Below are 15533 nucleotides of genomic sequence, written 5' to 3' on the forward strand. Positions count from 1 at the left end.
ACGGACCAGATTCGGAAAAGCGAGGAAGTTGAGGGATTCGATCATGAAAAAGCAGAACAAGCTTAACCCCAAGCAGGCGCTGGCCTGGCTGCACAGACAACTGAAGGGCGTCTCGGATATCGAGGAGCGCAAGTTGAAAAAGGGCTTTGAGGAGATCGACATCATATACTTCAAAAGCATGTGCGATCCTGTCATGATCAATAACCATTTGATCAACCGGTTTTATGAGCTGGACGATGTGCCGCTATATCTGGAGTTCATCAGATCTTTCCCGAAAAGTCTGGAGCCTGACAGGGAAGAGGATATGCTGCGCAACATGCTGCGCGGAGCGGTCACTATCTTCACCAGGGACAAGGTGCTGTTGTTTGACGCTGAGCTGGTGAATACGAGCAGCATTCAGCCGGCCAGTACGGAGAACGTCATTCAGGGCCCTGACGATTCGTTCACGGAGAACGTTGAGGTCAACCTCAATCTTATCCGCCATCGTTATCAGTCGGCCCATCTGAAGAGTGAATATATGACAGCGGGAAGAGCATCACAGACCCGGCTCATTATTTTGTACGATGATACGATCGTCGATAAGACCATTCTGGAAGAGGTAAAGAATCGGCTGTCCGATATCACATCGGATGTGATTCAATCCGCATCGGATATTGAAAGGTCAACGATGCCTCCGCATTGGCGCCTGTTTCCTACGATGATGCTCAGCGAGCGGCCGGACCGGACGGTCATGAATATTTCACAGGGTAAAATCGCGATTCTCGTGGATAATACCGGCTACTCCATTTTGGTTCCTTCGATCTTTAACGACTTCTTCACCGCCATGGATGATAAAATCCAGCTGCCTCCGATCGGCTGGTTCCTGAAAGCCATCCGGTACATTGCATTGTTTCTGACGGTGCTTCTGCCAGCGATGTACGTTGCCTTTACGTCATACAATCCGGAAATACTGCGGATGCAAATTTCCCTGCTTATCGCAGGCAGCCGGGCCACGGTGCCGTACCCCTCTTTTTTTGAGGTGATTTTCATGCTGCTCGCCATGGAGTTTCTGACCGAAGCGAGCGTGCGACTGCCGAAGGCGATTGGTCCCACAGCCACGACGGTCGGCGGTCTTATTCTCGGAACAGCGGCCACGGAAGCGGGGCTGGTCAGCAATATTATGATCATCCTCGTATCCGCTGTGGCGATAACAAACTTCGTGATTCCATTCTCCATGATGAGCATGGGGATTCGGGTGAGCAAATATGTGTTTATTCTTCTCGCTTCCACCTTCGGGCTGGTCGGCATCGTGCTTGGCATGGTAGCTATGATCACCTATTTAACAAGCCTCCGCACCTTTGGCAAGCCATATCTGAAGATGTTCGCCATGGATTGGCGGAAAAAGGGGGATGAGCGGAGTGGTTAGGAACAAGTATTTCTACTACCTCTTCTTATTGAATGCATCGATCAATCTGATTAACTTTGTTCCCGGCATCATGCTGGATGACCGGTTTGATGGGGGCATGATGTCCATCCTGTTATCGATCCCGGTCGGTGCCGGATTGTTGTATCTATTTGCAAAGTTGATCACCAAATTTCCGGGAGAAGGACTGCCGGAAATTTTATATTCTACCTTGCCGGGATGGCTGGCGGCCCCGATGCTGATCGTAGCCGCCGCGGTCTGGTATTTCTCCAGTGTCATTACCCTGATCAGCTTTACCGATATTACGGATCGGTATATCAATCCGGACATTGCGACATACCTCATTCTGGGCGGATTCATTGTGGTCGTCGGATTGGCCGCCAGACTCGATTCCGAGTCCATTCTGTATGCGCTTGAGATCGTTCTGTATATGGCGGTTCCGCTCATTATTTATATGTCCTGGCGCGCGCTCAGCAGCCCGTTTTTCAGCTATGACTCTGTTCGGCAGATTATAACGTATACCTGGAATCCACCTACATACCAGACGATGGCGGCGGCTACATACGTCTTCACCGGATACATCAACATGGTGGTGTTTAATCGGGTGTTCCATAAATTCAGAATGAGGCATATCATTCTGATCATTATGATGAGCATTGCGACATTGGCTGTATCGATGCTGGGGCCAATCGGGTTTCTTGGAACGATCGGTGCGGGAGAGCATGAATATCCGGCGTTTGCGGCGATGGACTCGCTCAGAATCCGCTACTTTATCATCGAGCGAATGATTTATGTGTTCTACTTTGTGTACATGACGCTGTCTCTGCTCAACTCGATTGTCCACTGGCATGTCAGCAAGGAGCTGATCATCGGGGTGTTCGGGTTCAAGGGAAGCCCGTCACCCAAGGGAGACAAGAAGAGGAGAAGGGCCGAATGGTGGATTATTGGGGTGTTTAGCTTGATCGTGCTAGTCATCTCAGGCGCAATTAACCAATACATGTTGAAGGATATGGCGATTGTGTTCGTTGATTCCCGGTTTGCCGGGGAATTTGTGCTGATTGGAACGCTGATATATGCCGCGGTCAAAAGAAAGAGGAGGAAGAAAGCATGAGACACTCCACATATCGTGTGATGATTTTGTTATGTGCGTTCATTCTGCTTCTGAGCGGCTGCGGATTCCGTGACATTGACCTCAGGTTATTTGTTGTTTCCATCGGTGTGGATGTGTCGGAGAAGGGGCCGAACGTGAACAGATATAGCTTCAAGATGGCCATTCCGACAGGTGATCCAAAGTCGGGGGAGGTCAAGTCGCTGACCGTTACTCAGGAATCCGAGAGCATTGCCGAAGCGATACGTCAGGTTAAGTCCAAGGTGGACAAGGAACTGGATTTCGGGCACTGCAGGGCGGTGCTGTACGGCGAGTCATATGCGCGCCGAAGCATCCGCAGCATTCAGGACTGGACGGTTCGGCGCCGGGACATCCAGCTGCTGATGTTTCCGGGTGTGGCGATTCCGACGGCGGAGGCTGTGCTGAAGATCCAGCCGCCGACGGAGCGGGTCGCCGGCAACGCGCTTGTGCTGGCCATTAGCGAGGACGGGACCGAGTCCCCGTTCATTACGAGGACGTTTGCCTTTGATCTCAACCGCAAGATGAGGGAGATCGGAGAGGACCCGGTCATGCCGGTCATTACGACCGAGGGAAATGTGCTGAATATCGACCGCGTCGCACTGATGGACAAGGAGCGGGTCAAGCTGATCCTGAACCCCGAGGACACCAGACTCTATAATATGCTGGATCGCAGGGATATACGGACCAATCTCCGGACGAGGCGGGATGGCGAGATTCTGGAGATGAATGTGGAGCGCTCGAAAGCGAAATACAAAATTATCGATGGTTCTGATGGACAAGGAGAGATCAGGTATACCATTCGGCTGTCCGGGACGCTGGAGGAGAAGCAAATGGAGGAGCAGATGACCCTGGAGGAGCTTAAGAAGATCGAGGAAGCTTTCAGCCAAGAACTGTCGAAAGACGTGACCCGACTGCTGAAAAAAATACAGGAAACCGGGTTGGACCCGCTTGGCTTCGGTTTGCGTTATGCCGGAACGCACTGGAACAATGATACGGAAATGCAGGACTGGGAGCGGCTGTACCCGCAGATCAAGTTCACGGTGAAGGTGCGGACGAAAATCAAATCGAACTTCTTCAAGCGGTGACTGGAGGTCCTTCTGACGAATGCGCTGAGAGATGGTAAAATAGAGAGGAGACATCCATCTTCATATAAGGGAGGTTCCACCAATGGAGTTCAGAAGATTAGGCGGAAGCGGGCTCAAGGTTAGCGAAATCAGCCTTGGCAGCTGGCTGACCTATGGCGGGTATGTAGAACGTGAAAATGCAGTCAAGTCGATTCAGACGGCGTACGGGCTTGGCGTTAATTTTTTTGATACGGCCAATGTCTATGCGCAGGGTGCTGCAGAAGTGGTCGTAGGAGAGACGCTGGGCGCGTTCCCGCGCGAGTCCTATGTGCTGGCAACCAAAGTGTTCGGAAATATGGGAGACGGCCCGAATGACCGCGGACTCTCCCGCAAGCATATCATGGAGCAGTGCCATGCCAGCCTTAAGCGCCTTGGTACGGATTACATCGATATTTATTACTGCCACCGATTCCATGAGGAGACTCCGCTCGAAGAAACGCTGCGGGCGCTTGACGATCTAGTGCGTCAAGGGAAGGTGCTGTATGTGGGTGTCAGCATGTGGACAGCTGCCCAGATGGAAGCTGCACTGGCCGTGGCTGACCGGTATTTGCTGGATCGCATCGTGGTGAATCAGCCGCTGTACAATATGTTCGAGCGGCAGATTGAAGAAGAGATTATTCCGCTTGGTGAACGTAAAGGGATTGGACAGGTGGTCTATTCACCGCTGGCCCAAGGGGTGTTGACTGGGAAATACGCCAGTCTCGAGGACGCTCCGGAGAACAGCAGGGCCTCCAAGCTTGGAACCGACAGGCTGAAGATCAGCCCGGAGCGTCTTGAGAAGGTACAGAAGCTCGGCGCAATAGCCCGAGAGCTTGATATCACGGTCGGCCAACTGGCACTTGCATGGATTCTGCGTCAGCCGAACGTAGCGAGCGCACTCATTGGAGCAAGTCGGCCGGAGCAGGTGGAAGAGAATGTGAAAGCTTCTGGCATCCAGCTGTCTGAAGCGACATTGACCGCTATTGAAGAGGTACTCCAAAGTTAGGGGGCTGTAATCCGGGAGCGATACATACCTTGTTTCGCCCGGTGTTCTTCGCGCGGTACAGCTCCTGGCCAGCTTGCTCCAGCAATTCGATAGCTTGCCTGGCCATCATCGTATCGGGATGAACAGCCACGCCGACGGATACGGTAAGGTGAAGCTTCGTTCCGCTGTGCAGGAGAAAGGTATGCTTCTCCACGGCTTCCCGGATTCGCTCCGCAATCGCCGTCATCTCGATGGGAGTTGCTTCCGGAACGAGCACGGTGAATTCATCGCCGCCGCTTCGGGAAACTTCGTCAAATGAGCGGGCATGCTCCTTCATCACATTGCCAAGCTGTAATAACACGGCATCTCCGGCCTCATGGCCGTAGGTGTCGTTTATTTTTTTGAAGTGATCAATGTCAACAATAATAAGGCCAAGCCGCTCGCCGAAATGCTGGGCTTCGAGAAACCGCTCCGAGAGCCGTTGCTCGAACTGCTTCAAATGGCTGAGATTTGTCATATCCCCAGGCGCCGCCGGGGTATTAATCTGAAGCAGAAGCTTGTTGGCTGCATGTGTATGTTCGGTCAGCAGGCAGAGCAATGCTGCGGCTATGATGGAGACTACCAGCTGCGTAATGAAGAATATAAACGCCCGATCATGGTCTGTCATGTTGGTCAGAATGACGAGCAAATGGATCACCATGCTGCCGGCATTCATGATTTGCATCTTGGTCATCCGGTCGAGCCGTGTCGTCGATATCCAGCCTGAGATGACGGCGATCAGCAGCATGCCGGAACCGATAATGACGGAGGAGATCGATACGCCGAATATGACCATCCGGCCGAAGCCGATAAGCAGCCCGGAAATGATGGCCGGAATCCAGCCGAAATAGATGGCTGCCACCATCATCACAAGATGTCGCAGATCAGCGGTAAGGTTCATATCAATAGGAAATGAATGAAGCATCATGATCTGGCCAATCAATCCAAATAAAATGCCCGCATAGATCTTCACTTTTAATGAGGGAGTATCCATGCTCAAGGCGTAGCGCTGCGTCAGCCATCCAGAGATATATAGGAAGGTGGCGAGTATACAAAAGTTGATTAACAGGCTGTTCAGCATTGGGGGTGAAGAGCTCCTTTCACATTTCCTTGAATAAATGTTGGAAATGAGGACGTTCCTCCCTATTTTAAGGATAAACGGGGCCAAACACCAGAAATTTATCGCCCTCAATTTACAAAAGGTGCGAAAATGCGAGCGTATTCTCCTACATCCACCATTCGATGCCTGTATAAAGGATCAGCCCGCTCATACTTGCGTACGCACTGAGGATGTGCTGCCTGGACTTCGGGTTCAATCTTCTTTCGACAAATGCTCGGAAAGCCAGCAGCACGGATACAGCAAGAATACAGTCATGGTGAGAAGATGTTCTCCTCTCCGAACCTGTGCCACCGATTCATGTGTTTGTACAGCCACCCATTCGTTTCACGGGGGAGGTTCAGTTTTTTCTTCAACCATAAGGAGCCGAACCAGAAGGCTATCGTATACAAAATGGTGCAGATCAGGAACATGAGCGTCTTCTCCTTTCCGCCTTACGTGTCCACTTAATAATGGAATTATATCTATATTATTCCATATATAAGCTCTCTTGGGGAATGGAATGTTGGATATTGATAAATCATATCTATCATATTGACCAAACTCGAAATAAGATTTATACTTATTCTAAAAATAAAATTAAAAGGGTGAATACCTTGAAATCCATAAACCTGACGACGCAGCGGCAGGCGGTATATGATGTAGTTCGGGAAGCGAACGACCATCCTACCGCTGCGGATATTATGAACCGACTGATGGAGAAGGGCTATAATCTGGCGTACGGTACGGTCTACAACTCCCTGCGCTACCTGACAGACAAACAGCTGATCAGAGAGCTGAAGCTTGGGGAAAGCGCCAGCCGCTATGATGCCAGAATGGATGATCATCAGCACATCATCTGTGAGGTATGCGGTAAAGTAGACGAAGTCATGACCGAGGTGCCCAAGGATTGGGCCGACACGGTAGCGGGTGAAACGCATTACGTCATTCATCATGCTCATGTTGTATTTGGGGGGGTATGTCCGGAATGTCAAACCAAACGGAAGAACTGATGGCAAGTATCGGAGCTGTGCTGCCGTTTCCAGACTGGAAAGTGGAGAATCGTTATACTGAGCCTGGCCTTGGCTTCTCGATCGGCGATGCTTGTCCGGTGTCCCTTCGAGCTGCACTGCTGAGCCGCTCACCCGGACGTGTACAGGATATGCTGATCACCTTGTCCGAGAATTGCTTTGAGGTCATGATGTTCAGAAAGTGGGAACCGGGGCTGCAAAATGCCTTGAACACAGGCATTCTCATCGCGGATATGACCGGCTGCCGGGATATTGTCGCTTTCCGGAAGGAAAGAGATATGCTGATTCCAGGAGAGGCCGGAGTGCCCGTGCTCTATCTGGTCAATGAGGAATTGATGGGCCGGGCAGGCGGCAGTCTGCTGAGCGAAGAGCTGATGGTGTGGCCAGCGCGCTCCAAGCAAACGATGCTGTATCAGGTGCAGCGCACGATTCGCCTGTTCTCCGGCGTAACCTTACGGTCCGAAGAAGGAGCCAAAGGGCTGGTGTTCAAAGACCTGATTGTCGACAGAGAGAAAATGACCCTGCACCAAGGACATACGCCGGTTCATCTGACAAAAACCGAATTCAGTTTGCTGATTCACCTGCTGGAGAGCGGCGGTGCTGTATGCACGCGCGAGGAGCTGATGAGCAAGATTTGGGATACGGATTTTATGGGCGGCAGCAATGTGGTGGACGTTCATGTCAAAAGTCTTCGCAAAAAGCTGAACGACCATGCGGGTGCGCCGCGATATATCGCAACAGTACGAGGAGTGGGTTACCGCCTGGCGGATTAATCCGCTCTTTTTTTTGCCAAGTTTTATCATTGTTCTTTCATATGAACTTCATATAAGGCTCATTTGACCATCATGACCTTCTCCCTCCACAGATGCTACAATCAATTCATAAATTTAGATTCAGTCTAATATCAATTATAGTTCTAGGAGGAATAGATATGATGGATCGCTTGACCACCAACCAGGGAACCCCTGTAGGAGATAACCAGAATTCGAAGACAGCCGGCCGGCGCGGACCGACGCTGCTGGAGGATTACCATCTGATCGAGAAGCTTGCCCATTTTGACCGTGAACGGATTCCTGAGCGGGTCGTGCATGCACGCGGAGCCGGGGCACATGGCGTCTTCGTGGTAGAGAACGACTTGAAGCCTTACACTCGGGCAGCGTTCCTGCAAGAGATCGGACAGGAGACACCGGTCTTTGTACGCTTCTCCACCGTGATTCATGGCACTGGTTCGCCGGAGACGGCCCGGGATCCTCGCGGATTCGCAGTGAAATTCTACACGGAAGAAGGCAACTATGACCTGGTCGGAAACCATCTGCCTGTATTCTTCATCCGGGATGCCATCAAGTTTCCGGATATGGTGCATTCGCTCAAGCCATCGCCAGAGACGAACATTCAGGAGCCAGGACGTTACTGGGATTTCATGACCCTGTCCCCGGAATCGACGCATATGATGACCTGGGTATTCTCGGATCACGGCACGCCTGCCAACTATCGCGAAATGGACGGCTTCGGGGTTCATTCGTTCAAGTGGGTCAATCAGGAGGGGAAAGTCACTTATGTTAAATACAAATGGGAGTCCCTCCAAGGTGTCCGCACTTTGAACGCCGATGAGGTGACAGAGGTCCAGGGCAAGGATTTCAATCATGCCACACGCGATCTTCATGAGCATATCAAGGAAGGGAATTTCCCGAAATGGCGCCTGCTCGTGCAGCTGATGTCGCCAGAGCAGATGGATGATCTGGCATTCGATCCGCTTGATCCGACCAAGACATGGCCGGAGGAGCTGTTCCCGTTCATCCCGGTAGGCACGATGACGCTAAACCGCAACCCGCAGAACGTATTTGCGGAAGTGGAGCAAGCTGCCTTCTCGCCAAGCGCACTCGTCCCGGGCATCGAAGCATCGGAGGATAAACTGCTGCAAGGCCGACTGTTCTCTTACCCGGATACACAGCGCCATCGTCTTGGACCGAACTATCTGCAAATTCCGGTGAACTGCCCGTATGCTCCCGTTCGCAACCATCAGCGTGACGGCTTGATGAATGTGAAGCAGGACCCATCGCCGATCAACTATGAGCCAAACAGCTACACCAGCGGGCCCGTAGAAGACCCTGCATACCGCGAAAGCGAAGCGCCGCTTCATGGTCCGACCACCCGGCAGCGGATTGAGAAGACGGATGACTTTACACAGACCGGAGAACTGTACCGTTCGTTCACGCAGCAGCAGAAGGATAATCTGATCCGCAATCTGGTGACTGATCTTCGTCAGACCAAGTCGGATATCCAGCTGCGCGCGGTTTGCAATTTCTACCGGGCGGATGCGGAGTACGGTGAGCGTCTGGCCGCTGGCCTCGGCATCGATCTGAGCGCCTTCATTCCGAGCGGAAAGTAACCAAACCAGCCAGGCGCTTTATCCAATGAAGCATCGGGCGCATGGCTTTTATATAAATGGTGTTGATGCTCAGCACGAACAGAAAGAGTCCTGAATCAGGGCTCTTTTTTTTTAACGGATTCTCAAGGGAAAAATAATGTGACGGCATGTGATAAATTTCCAGTTAATTTAAGGACTGTTTCTTCCGATAAATTGTCGATATAAGGGGATGTTGGATTACATTATAGACAAAAGGGGATCGTGCCATGAAAAAAAGAAATGCCCAGCGAATTCGCAGGAATATGATGGTTGCCTACTTGCTTGTCCTGCTGGTGCCGAGCATCACCATCGGTTATTTCACTTACCGGGATGCGGCAGCAACCATTGAGCGTCAAATTATGGAGGATGCAGCATCTAGTGTAATTACGGCGGACAAAATTATCGACCAGACGATTGGAGCCAAGCTGCATGACCTGGGCTATTTCATTGGCGAGATGAATTCTGCGAGCGCGAATCAAGAGCAGGCGAACGGGGGGACACAGATTCGCGATGGATTAAGGCAGTATCATAACCTTCATCCTGAGACGTCGAATATCTATGTAGGTACAGCGACGGGAAGCTTCATTTCGGGTTCAAATAATCAGGTAGCTGACGATTATGATCCGCGGGAGCGGGATTAGTACCAGCAAGCGATGAACAGTCCGGGACAGCCGATTGTAACGGCTCCTTATACTTCCGCTTCCAGCTCGGAGACCGTGGTGACGGTAGCGCAAACACTGGAAGACGGTGAAGGGGTCATGGGGATCAATTTGAATATGGACCAGATTCGCGATCTCGTTCAAGTGCAGGTGGGGCGCGAGGGATATACCACGGTTGTGGATCAGACTCATAAATTCCTGTTTCATCCGGAATATCCGGCAGGCACCGATGCCGAGAGCAACGGGGATACCGAGTGGGTGGCCCGGCTGTTTGAGCAAGCGGACGGACAATTCTCATTCCAGCATCCGGACAGCGGGCATTGGCAGATCAATTACATCACGAATGAATGGACAGGCTGGAAAATCGTTGGCGTCATGTCCAACGATGAGGTCACTGGCGCCGTAGCCGATATTCGAAGCACGATGATCTGGCTGCTGGCAGGTTCTCTCATCATCGGCCTCGCTCTGGCAGCGTGGAATATCCGCTCCGTAATTGAGCCGGTTCGCAAGTTAAGAGAAGCGACAGAAATTATTAGCGGCGGCAACCTGGCTTATCGTCTGACCGGATTCAAACGCAATGAGATCGGCGAGCTCGCGGATAACTTCCAGCAGATGGTTGATAATTTGCGGGATATGATCCACGGGGTCAAGGATATGACCGAGAATGTATCAGCTTCCTCGGAGCAGCTGTCGGCCAGTGCTGAAGAGAATACCAGAGCTATCGAGCTTGTGACATCTTCTGTTCAGGAGGTTGCCGTGGGCAGCGAGCGTCAGGTTCAAGCGGTTGCAGACGGGCTTCAGCGTATGAACGAGGTGAACGGACAGGCAGATACAATTGCCAGCACACTGGAGGAAGTCCATTACAATATGCAAAGTACGGCCAAGCTGGCCGAGCAGGGGAATCTGGCGGTCATCACTACAGCGGACACGATGCAGGGCATCGATACTGTTGTGAAGGATCTTGGGGGCGTCATTGAGCAGCTTACGTTAAGAACGGAGGAGATTAGCGGCATCATCGGAGATATCGTGGACATCTCCCAGCAGACCAGTCTGCTGGCGCTCAACGCCTCGATTGAGGCGGCAAGGGCCGGAGAGCAGGGCAGAGGCTTTGCGGTGGTCGCAGCTGAGGTACAGAAGCTGGCTAAGAAATCGGAGGGCTCGGCGCAGCAGATTACTAGTCTGATCGGAAGCGTGCTCGAGGAAGTGAAGCGGACGAACGAGGCGATGAGAAGTGCCGAGGAGAAGGTATCTGAAGGCGTTGGCGCTGTTGATGTTACCGGACGATCCTTCTCCCGGATCAAAAAGTCGGTGGAGAGCGTGACCGCGAGTGTGGCCGGAACGACAGAGATCGCCCATGCGCTTGCTTCCCACGCCGCGGTTACCAAACAGGCGGTGGAGTCGATACGGGAAATATCGGAGCAGGCGCTGAGCAACACCCAATCGATCTCGGCCGCCTCCGAGGAGCAGCTGGCCTCCATGGAAGAGGTCGCTGCATCGGCATCCGATCTGAGCCGGTTGTCCGAAGAGCTGCAGCAGCTGGTTGAGCGGTTCAAGCTCTAGGATCTCCACAGGAACGATTCATAATAAGTCCTATCGGACATCGGGAAGGAACAGGCCACGTGGCCTGTTCCTTTCTCTATGCAAGGCAGGCGAAAGGGCTAAAGCGCCCCTCATATGCTTCGGGAATATATGCGGCCGGAGAATGATTCCCGAGGCATCGTGCGGGCCGACAGAGGAATTCGGACATAGCGGGGCGAATACCCGAGTAGATTTAATCGTGGCGTATCACTTCTTACAGGTTCCATCCGTTCTGTGAGATTTAAGGCGCATGGCGTGAAGCCCGAGGCGCTGGCTGACTTTATATTCAATGGCCAGACCAGTATACTGTATAGAAATGAGAAAGCTGTACATATGAGGGGAGGAAGGACAATATGGCACAACATATGAAGGATCGGGTGATCGCCCTGGCAGGCCCGCGCAAATCAGCCGAGATGTCCAAGCTGGTTGAGAAGATGGGAGGAACTCCGCTGATCTGTCCCGCCCAGGGGACTGTTTTTCTCGATGATGAGGAGCTGCGGGCGGCCATTGCCGCATGGGTGGCCGATCCGCCGGAGTGGGCCATTTTCACGACCGGAATTGGACTAGAGGCGATCTTTGATATGGCTGAACAGATGGAACTGCTTGAGGCGATGCTTGGGGTTCTGGAGAGCACCCAGATCGCTGCCCGGGGATACAAAACAGTCAATGCCATGAAGAAACGGGGCCTCGTTCCTGTGGCCAGGGATGATGACGGCAGCACAGCCGGCTTAATCCGTGCGATGGCGGACTGCGAGCTGGATCACAAGCGCGTCATTCTTCAGCTTCACGGGGAATCGGCACCACAGCTGGTGAGCTGGCTGGAAAGCAAGGGCGCTACCGTCCGGACGATCCTCCCTTATAAACATATACCGCCGCAGGAAGAAGACCTTGAGCGGTTGGTTTCGAACATTGTAGCCGGGAGCGTGGATGCCGTTGCTTTCACCAGCGCTCCGCAGTTCCGTTTTCTGACCGATTATGCCGAGTCCAAGGGGCAGCTGGCTGCGCTGCTGGATGCGTTTGCCGGTCCGGTGGTTGCCTCTGCGGTCGGCAAGGTAACTGCACAGGCGCTGCGCGAGGCCGGGATCGAGCGGATTGTAGTGCCGGAGGAAGAGCGAATGGGCGCTATGATGGTGACGCTGGGACGTTATTTTGCCGGGGAACCGGATCGACAGCGCCAGGCTTGATGCTCTGAGCGGCTGCGAAGGAATATAAGGAACACGCATCGAGGATGTTGCCCTGACGTGAACTCTCCACGTGCATGGAACAGGATGTCCTGTGAATGATATAGACAAGATCCGCGATTTATGGGAGGACAAGAGATATGGATAAAAGAAAGGCTTTGCTGCTCGGCAGCTACACACACCCGAAGTTTCACCCGCTCCAAGGCGTTGATAAACAGATAACCCATGTGCTGAATGATATGTTTACCGTTCAATGCACGGAGAACCTGAAAATGCTGCATGAAAGCAATCTGTACCCCTATGAGCTGTGCATTGCCTACAGTGACCTTTGGGACGAGAAGGTATCTCCCCGGCAGACGGCCGGCTTGCTCTCGTACGTAAGCGGTGGCGGAGGCCTGCTGGTTCTGCATAACGGCATTTCTCTGGCCAATCGGTATGAGCTGGCTCAACTGATCGGTGCCCGGTTCGACGGCCATCCGCCGATGCGATCCCTGTCTTTCAAGCCGGCAGAGACGCAGCATGATATTATCGAAGGGATTGAGCCGTTTGAGCTTGAGGAGGAGCCCTATCAGTTTGAGTTTGATCCGTTTGCGGAGCGAACGGTTCTGCTGCAGTATGAGGCGGATGGCGAGCTGTACCCGGCTGGCTGGTGCCATACGTACGGAATCGGCAGGGTGGTATTCCTGATGCCAGGCCATCATGAGCCTACCTTCCTTCAGCCGCAGCTGCGCATCATCATTGCGCAGGCGGCGAAATGGGCTGCCAGGGTTCCCGGTTAAGCCCGGGGCAAGGAGGTATGGAGGCTTGAGCGAGAACATACTGATTGTGGAGGACGAGGAGAAAATCGCGCGCCTGCTTCAGATTGAGCTGGAGAGCGAAGGCTATCAGGTGACTAGTGTCTACAACGGTCCCGATGGGCTGGAAGCTTACCGCAGCGGCGGGTTCGATTTGATTTTGCTCGATGTGATGCTTCCCGGCATGAGCGGCATCGAGGTCCTCAGAAGAATCCGGGCGGCGGATCCAAGCACAGCCGTACTGCTGCTGACCGCCAAAAGCTCGGTCGAAGACAAGGTGTCCGGTCTTGATCTGGGCGCAAATGACTATATTACGAAGCCCTTTCAGATTGAAGAGCTGCTTGCCCGAATCCGGGCCGCCTTTCGTCTGCGGGCAGCGGCTCCAGCCCGGCATGAAGAGCCTGGAGCGTGGCTGGTCGCGGCGGATCTGAGGCTGAATGAACAGACGAGGGAAGTGATGCGTGGGGAGCAGCGAATTGAGCTGACGCCAAGGGAGTTCGATCTGCTCGTGTATCTGCTCAAGAACAAGCGCCAGGTGCTGAACCGGGAGCAGATTCTCACCGCAGTCTGGGGGTATGATTATTACGGCGATACCAATGTCGTCGATGTCTATATTCGGTATGTACGAAAAAAAATCGCAGCGCCGCAGGCGCCTGAGCTCATCCAGACGATTCGCGGCGTCGGATATGTGCTGAAGGACGACGTATGAAGCTCAGCAGCAAAGTCCATTTGTATTCGTCGGTTCTGATGGCGGTTCTCCTGTTGGTGATGAACCTGTCGATATACTTCGTGTTCAGCCGGATGACACTGGACAGTCAGTTGAAGCAGGCCGATGCGGAAGCCAACCGGATTGCCCAAGGGCTTATTGCGGCCGCAGGAGCCATACCGACGGCGGATCTGCTCCGGGGTTACGTCCCTGTTGATGGACTGCTGCGGGTCATCGGCCCGGATCAGAACGGTCCGGCGCCGGTGATCTCCAGCTCCCAGCTGGTTCTGGCCGAGCTTGAGCTGCCTTATGCGCCGGACAAGCGGGCCGAGATTATATCCTATGCAGGCGGCACATACTCAGCGGTGTCCCTGCCTGTTATCTGGCCTGACGGGGCGGTGATGAATGTGCAGGTTGTCCGCAGCCTGCAGGCGACGATGGACAATCTGCAGGTGCTCCGAATTGTCCTGATTGTGGTGTCGGCAGCTGTTCTGCTCCCTGTTATCGCCTCCACACGGGTGTTGGCACGGGTCATCATGCAGCCGATTTCTGCATTGACCCGGACGATGCGGGAGATTCGCAGCAGCGGCCGGTTCAGGCGAATCGAGCTGGACCCGAAGTCGAAGGATGAGCTGGTGGAGATGGGGGCTGCCTTCAACGATATGATCACCTTGCTGGAGCGCAATTACGAGAAGCAAGAGCAGTTCGTATCCAATGCATCCCATGAATTGAAAACGCCGATTACGATCATAGAGAGCTACGCCAGTCTGTTAAAGCGAAGAGGACTGGATCGACCTGAACTGTTCCATGAGTCTGTGGAGGCGATTCACTCCGAGGCCGTGCGCATGAAGGAACTGACCGAGCAGCTGCTGCTGCTCGCGCGTAACCGTGACGAATGGCAAGTCAAGATGGAGGATGTCGATCTGGTGGAACTGTGCGAGGCGTCCGCCGGCGCTTTTCGCAGCGCCTATCACCGCGAGGTCCAAGTTCGCTCCGATCAGGGGGCCGTGTATGGCTGGACGGATCGGCAGCGGCTGAGACAGCTGCTGTTTATTTTTTTGGATAATGCACGGAAGTACAGTGAGGAGGCCGTGACGGTCGATATTCAGACCGCCGGGGGGCAAGCTTCAATACGCATCACCGATCGCGGCATCGGGATTCCCAAGGAAGAGCTACCGTATGTGTTCGACCGGTTCTACAGGGTGGATGAGGCCCGGAGCCGCAAAGGCGGAGCGGGTCTTGGGCTGTCGCTCGCCAAGGATATTGCGGAAGCGATTGAAGCAGAGCTTGAGCTGGACAGCCTGCCCGGGGTCGGGACGACCGCTGTCATCAGGTTGAAATTGGCAGAATGACCGACGAGTTCTCTCAGCGTATTCTAACCTGGAGCGCGTATACTTGCGGTAAAGAAACAGGCATGAGGTGA

Annotated in this window: 14 protein-coding genes; 13 read left to right on the top strand and 1 reads right to left on the bottom strand. The window is 53.3% G+C overall.

What is annotated here, in order from left to right; translation table 11 throughout:
* Positions 1-43 precede the first annotated feature (43 nt).
* The 4 genes from MKX64_RS11670 (at position 44) to MKX64_RS11685 (ending at position 4640) form a co-directional block, all read left to right on the top strand.
* Positions 44-1405 (top strand): spore germination protein, encoded by a 1362-nt coding sequence (locus MKX64_RS11670; RefSeq protein WP_341035881.1) that lies wholly within the window; start codon positions 44-46, stop codon positions 1403-1405.
* Positions 1389-2513: a GerAB/ArcD/ProY family transporter gene (locus MKX64_RS11675; protein WP_341035882.1), complete on the top strand. Its 1125-nt coding sequence runs from the start codon at positions 1389-1391 to the stop codon at positions 2511-2513. Before MKX64_RS11670 ends, MKX64_RS11675 begins: the two co-directional genes overlap by 17 nt.
* Positions 2510-3616 (top strand): Ger(x)C family spore germination protein, encoded by a 1107-nt coding sequence (locus MKX64_RS11680; RefSeq protein WP_095264995.1) that lies wholly within the window; start codon positions 2510-2512, stop codon positions 3614-3616. The genes MKX64_RS11675 and MKX64_RS11680 overlap by 4 nt, the downstream gene beginning before the upstream one ends.
* Positions 3617-3698: 82 nt before the next feature.
* Positions 3699-4640, top strand: a complete 942-nt coding sequence (locus MKX64_RS11685; protein WP_341035884.1) for an aldo/keto reductase family protein — start codon at positions 3699-3701, stop codon at positions 4638-4640.
* Here MKX64_RS11685 and MKX64_RS11690 read toward each other — a convergent pair.
* The gene (locus MKX64_RS11690; protein ID WP_341035886.1) at positions 4615-5739 is read right to left on the bottom strand and encodes a diguanylate cyclase; all 1125 of its coding nucleotides are present in this window, start codon (positions 5737-5739) and stop codon (positions 4615-4617) included. The two genes, MKX64_RS11685 and MKX64_RS11690, sit on opposite strands and share 26 nt — an antisense overlap.
* Before the next feature lie 632 nt (positions 5740-6371).
* On the opposite strand from MKX64_RS11690, the gene MKX64_RS11700 reads away from it, so the two are divergent.
* From MKX64_RS11700 to MKX64_RS11740, 9 genes are all read left to right on the top strand, one after another.
* A complete protein-coding gene (locus MKX64_RS11700; RefSeq protein ID WP_095264991.1) occupies positions 6372-6767 on the top strand; it encodes a Fur family transcriptional regulator in 396 nt (131 codons plus the stop codon).
* Positions 6743-7558 carry a winged helix-turn-helix domain-containing protein gene (locus tag MKX64_RS11705; protein ID WP_095264990.1) on the top strand — a complete coding sequence of 272 codons (816 nt, stop codon included), beginning with the start codon at positions 6743-6745 and terminating at the stop codon, positions 7556-7558. The genes MKX64_RS11700 and MKX64_RS11705 overlap by 25 nt, the downstream gene beginning before the upstream one ends.
* Before the next feature lie 161 nt (positions 7559-7719).
* Positions 7720-9174, top strand: a complete 1455-nt coding sequence (locus MKX64_RS11710; protein WP_155618531.1) for a catalase — start codon at positions 7720-7722, stop codon at positions 9172-9174.
* Positions 9175-9419: 245 nt separating this feature from the next.
* Positions 9420-9833: a hypothetical protein gene (locus MKX64_RS11715; RefSeq protein WP_341035891.1), complete on the top strand. Its 414-nt coding sequence runs from the start codon at positions 9420-9422 to the stop codon at positions 9831-9833.
* Between the two features lie 12 nt (positions 9834-9845).
* Positions 9846-11411 (top strand): methyl-accepting chemotaxis protein, encoded by a 1566-nt coding sequence (locus tag MKX64_RS11720; RefSeq protein ID WP_155618507.1) that lies wholly within the window; start codon positions 9846-9848, stop codon positions 11409-11411.
* Between the two features lie 371 nt (positions 11412-11782).
* A complete protein-coding gene (locus MKX64_RS11725; RefSeq protein WP_155618506.1) occupies positions 11783-12613 on the top strand; it encodes a uroporphyrinogen-III synthase in 831 nt (276 codons plus the stop codon).
* 137 nt (positions 12614-12750) lie between these two features.
* Positions 12751-13389, top strand: a complete 639-nt coding sequence (locus MKX64_RS11730; protein ID WP_341035895.1) for a ThuA domain-containing protein — start codon at positions 12751-12753, stop codon at positions 13387-13389.
* 25 nt (positions 13390-13414) lie between these two features.
* Positions 13415-14113, top strand: coding sequence for a response regulator transcription factor (locus tag MKX64_RS11735; protein WP_341035897.1), 699 nt, complete (start codon positions 13415-13417; stop codon positions 14111-14113).
* On the top strand, positions 14110-15462 hold the full coding sequence (locus MKX64_RS11740; RefSeq protein ID WP_341035899.1) for a sensor histidine kinase: 1353 nt from the start codon (positions 14110-14112) through the stop codon (positions 15460-15462). The genes MKX64_RS11735 and MKX64_RS11740 overlap by 4 nt, the downstream gene beginning before the upstream one ends.
* The last annotated feature ends 71 nt before the right edge of the window (positions 15463-15533 follow it).

The sequence above is a fragment of the Paenibacillus sp. FSL M8-0334 genome (genome assembly GCF_038000405.1).
GTDB classification, from domain to species: domain Bacteria; phylum Bacillota; class Bacilli; order Paenibacillales; family Paenibacillaceae; genus Paenibacillus_AQ; species Paenibacillus_AQ campinasensis.

Bases quoted from the DNA above. Each gene is read 5' to 3' on its own strand.
- MKX64_RS11685 (WP_341035884.1), top strand. From the start codon at position 3,699: ATGGAGTTCAGAAGATTAGGCGGAAGCGGGCTCAAGGTTAGCGAAATC.
- MKX64_RS11690 (WP_341035886.1), bottom strand. From the start codon at position 5,739: ATGCTGAACAGCCTGTTAATCAACTTTTGTATACTCGCCACCTTCCTA.
- MKX64_RS11710 (WP_155618531.1), top strand. From the start codon at position 7,720: ATGGATCGCTTGACCACCAACCAGGGAACCCCTGTAGGAGATAACCAG.
- MKX64_RS11730 (WP_341035895.1), top strand. From the start codon at position 12,751: ATGGATAAAAGAAAGGCTTTGCTGCTCGGCAGCTACACACACCCGAAG.
- MKX64_RS11680 (WP_095264995.1), top strand. From the start codon at position 2,510: ATGAGACACTCCACATATCGTGTGATGATTTTGTTATGTGCGTTCATT.
- MKX64_RS11705 (WP_095264990.1), top strand. From the start codon at position 6,743: ATGTCAAACCAAACGGAAGAACTGATGGCAAGTATCGGAGCTGTGCTG.
- MKX64_RS11715 (WP_341035891.1), top strand. From the start codon at position 9,420: ATGAAAAAAAGAAATGCCCAGCGAATTCGCAGGAATATGATGGTTGCC.
- MKX64_RS11720 (WP_155618507.1), top strand. From the start codon at position 9,846: ATGAACAGTCCGGGACAGCCGATTGTAACGGCTCCTTATACTTCCGCT.
- MKX64_RS11670 (WP_341035881.1), top strand. From the start codon at position 44: ATGAAAAAGCAGAACAAGCTTAACCCCAAGCAGGCGCTGGCCTGGCTG.
- MKX64_RS11725 (WP_155618506.1), top strand. From the start codon at position 11,783: ATGGCACAACATATGAAGGATCGGGTGATCGCCCTGGCAGGCCCGCGC.
- MKX64_RS11740 (WP_341035899.1), top strand. From the start codon at position 14,110: ATGAAGCTCAGCAGCAAAGTCCATTTGTATTCGTCGGTTCTGATGGCG.
- MKX64_RS11675 (WP_341035882.1), top strand. From the start codon at position 1,389: ATGAGCGGAGTGGTTAGGAACAAGTATTTCTACTACCTCTTCTTATTG.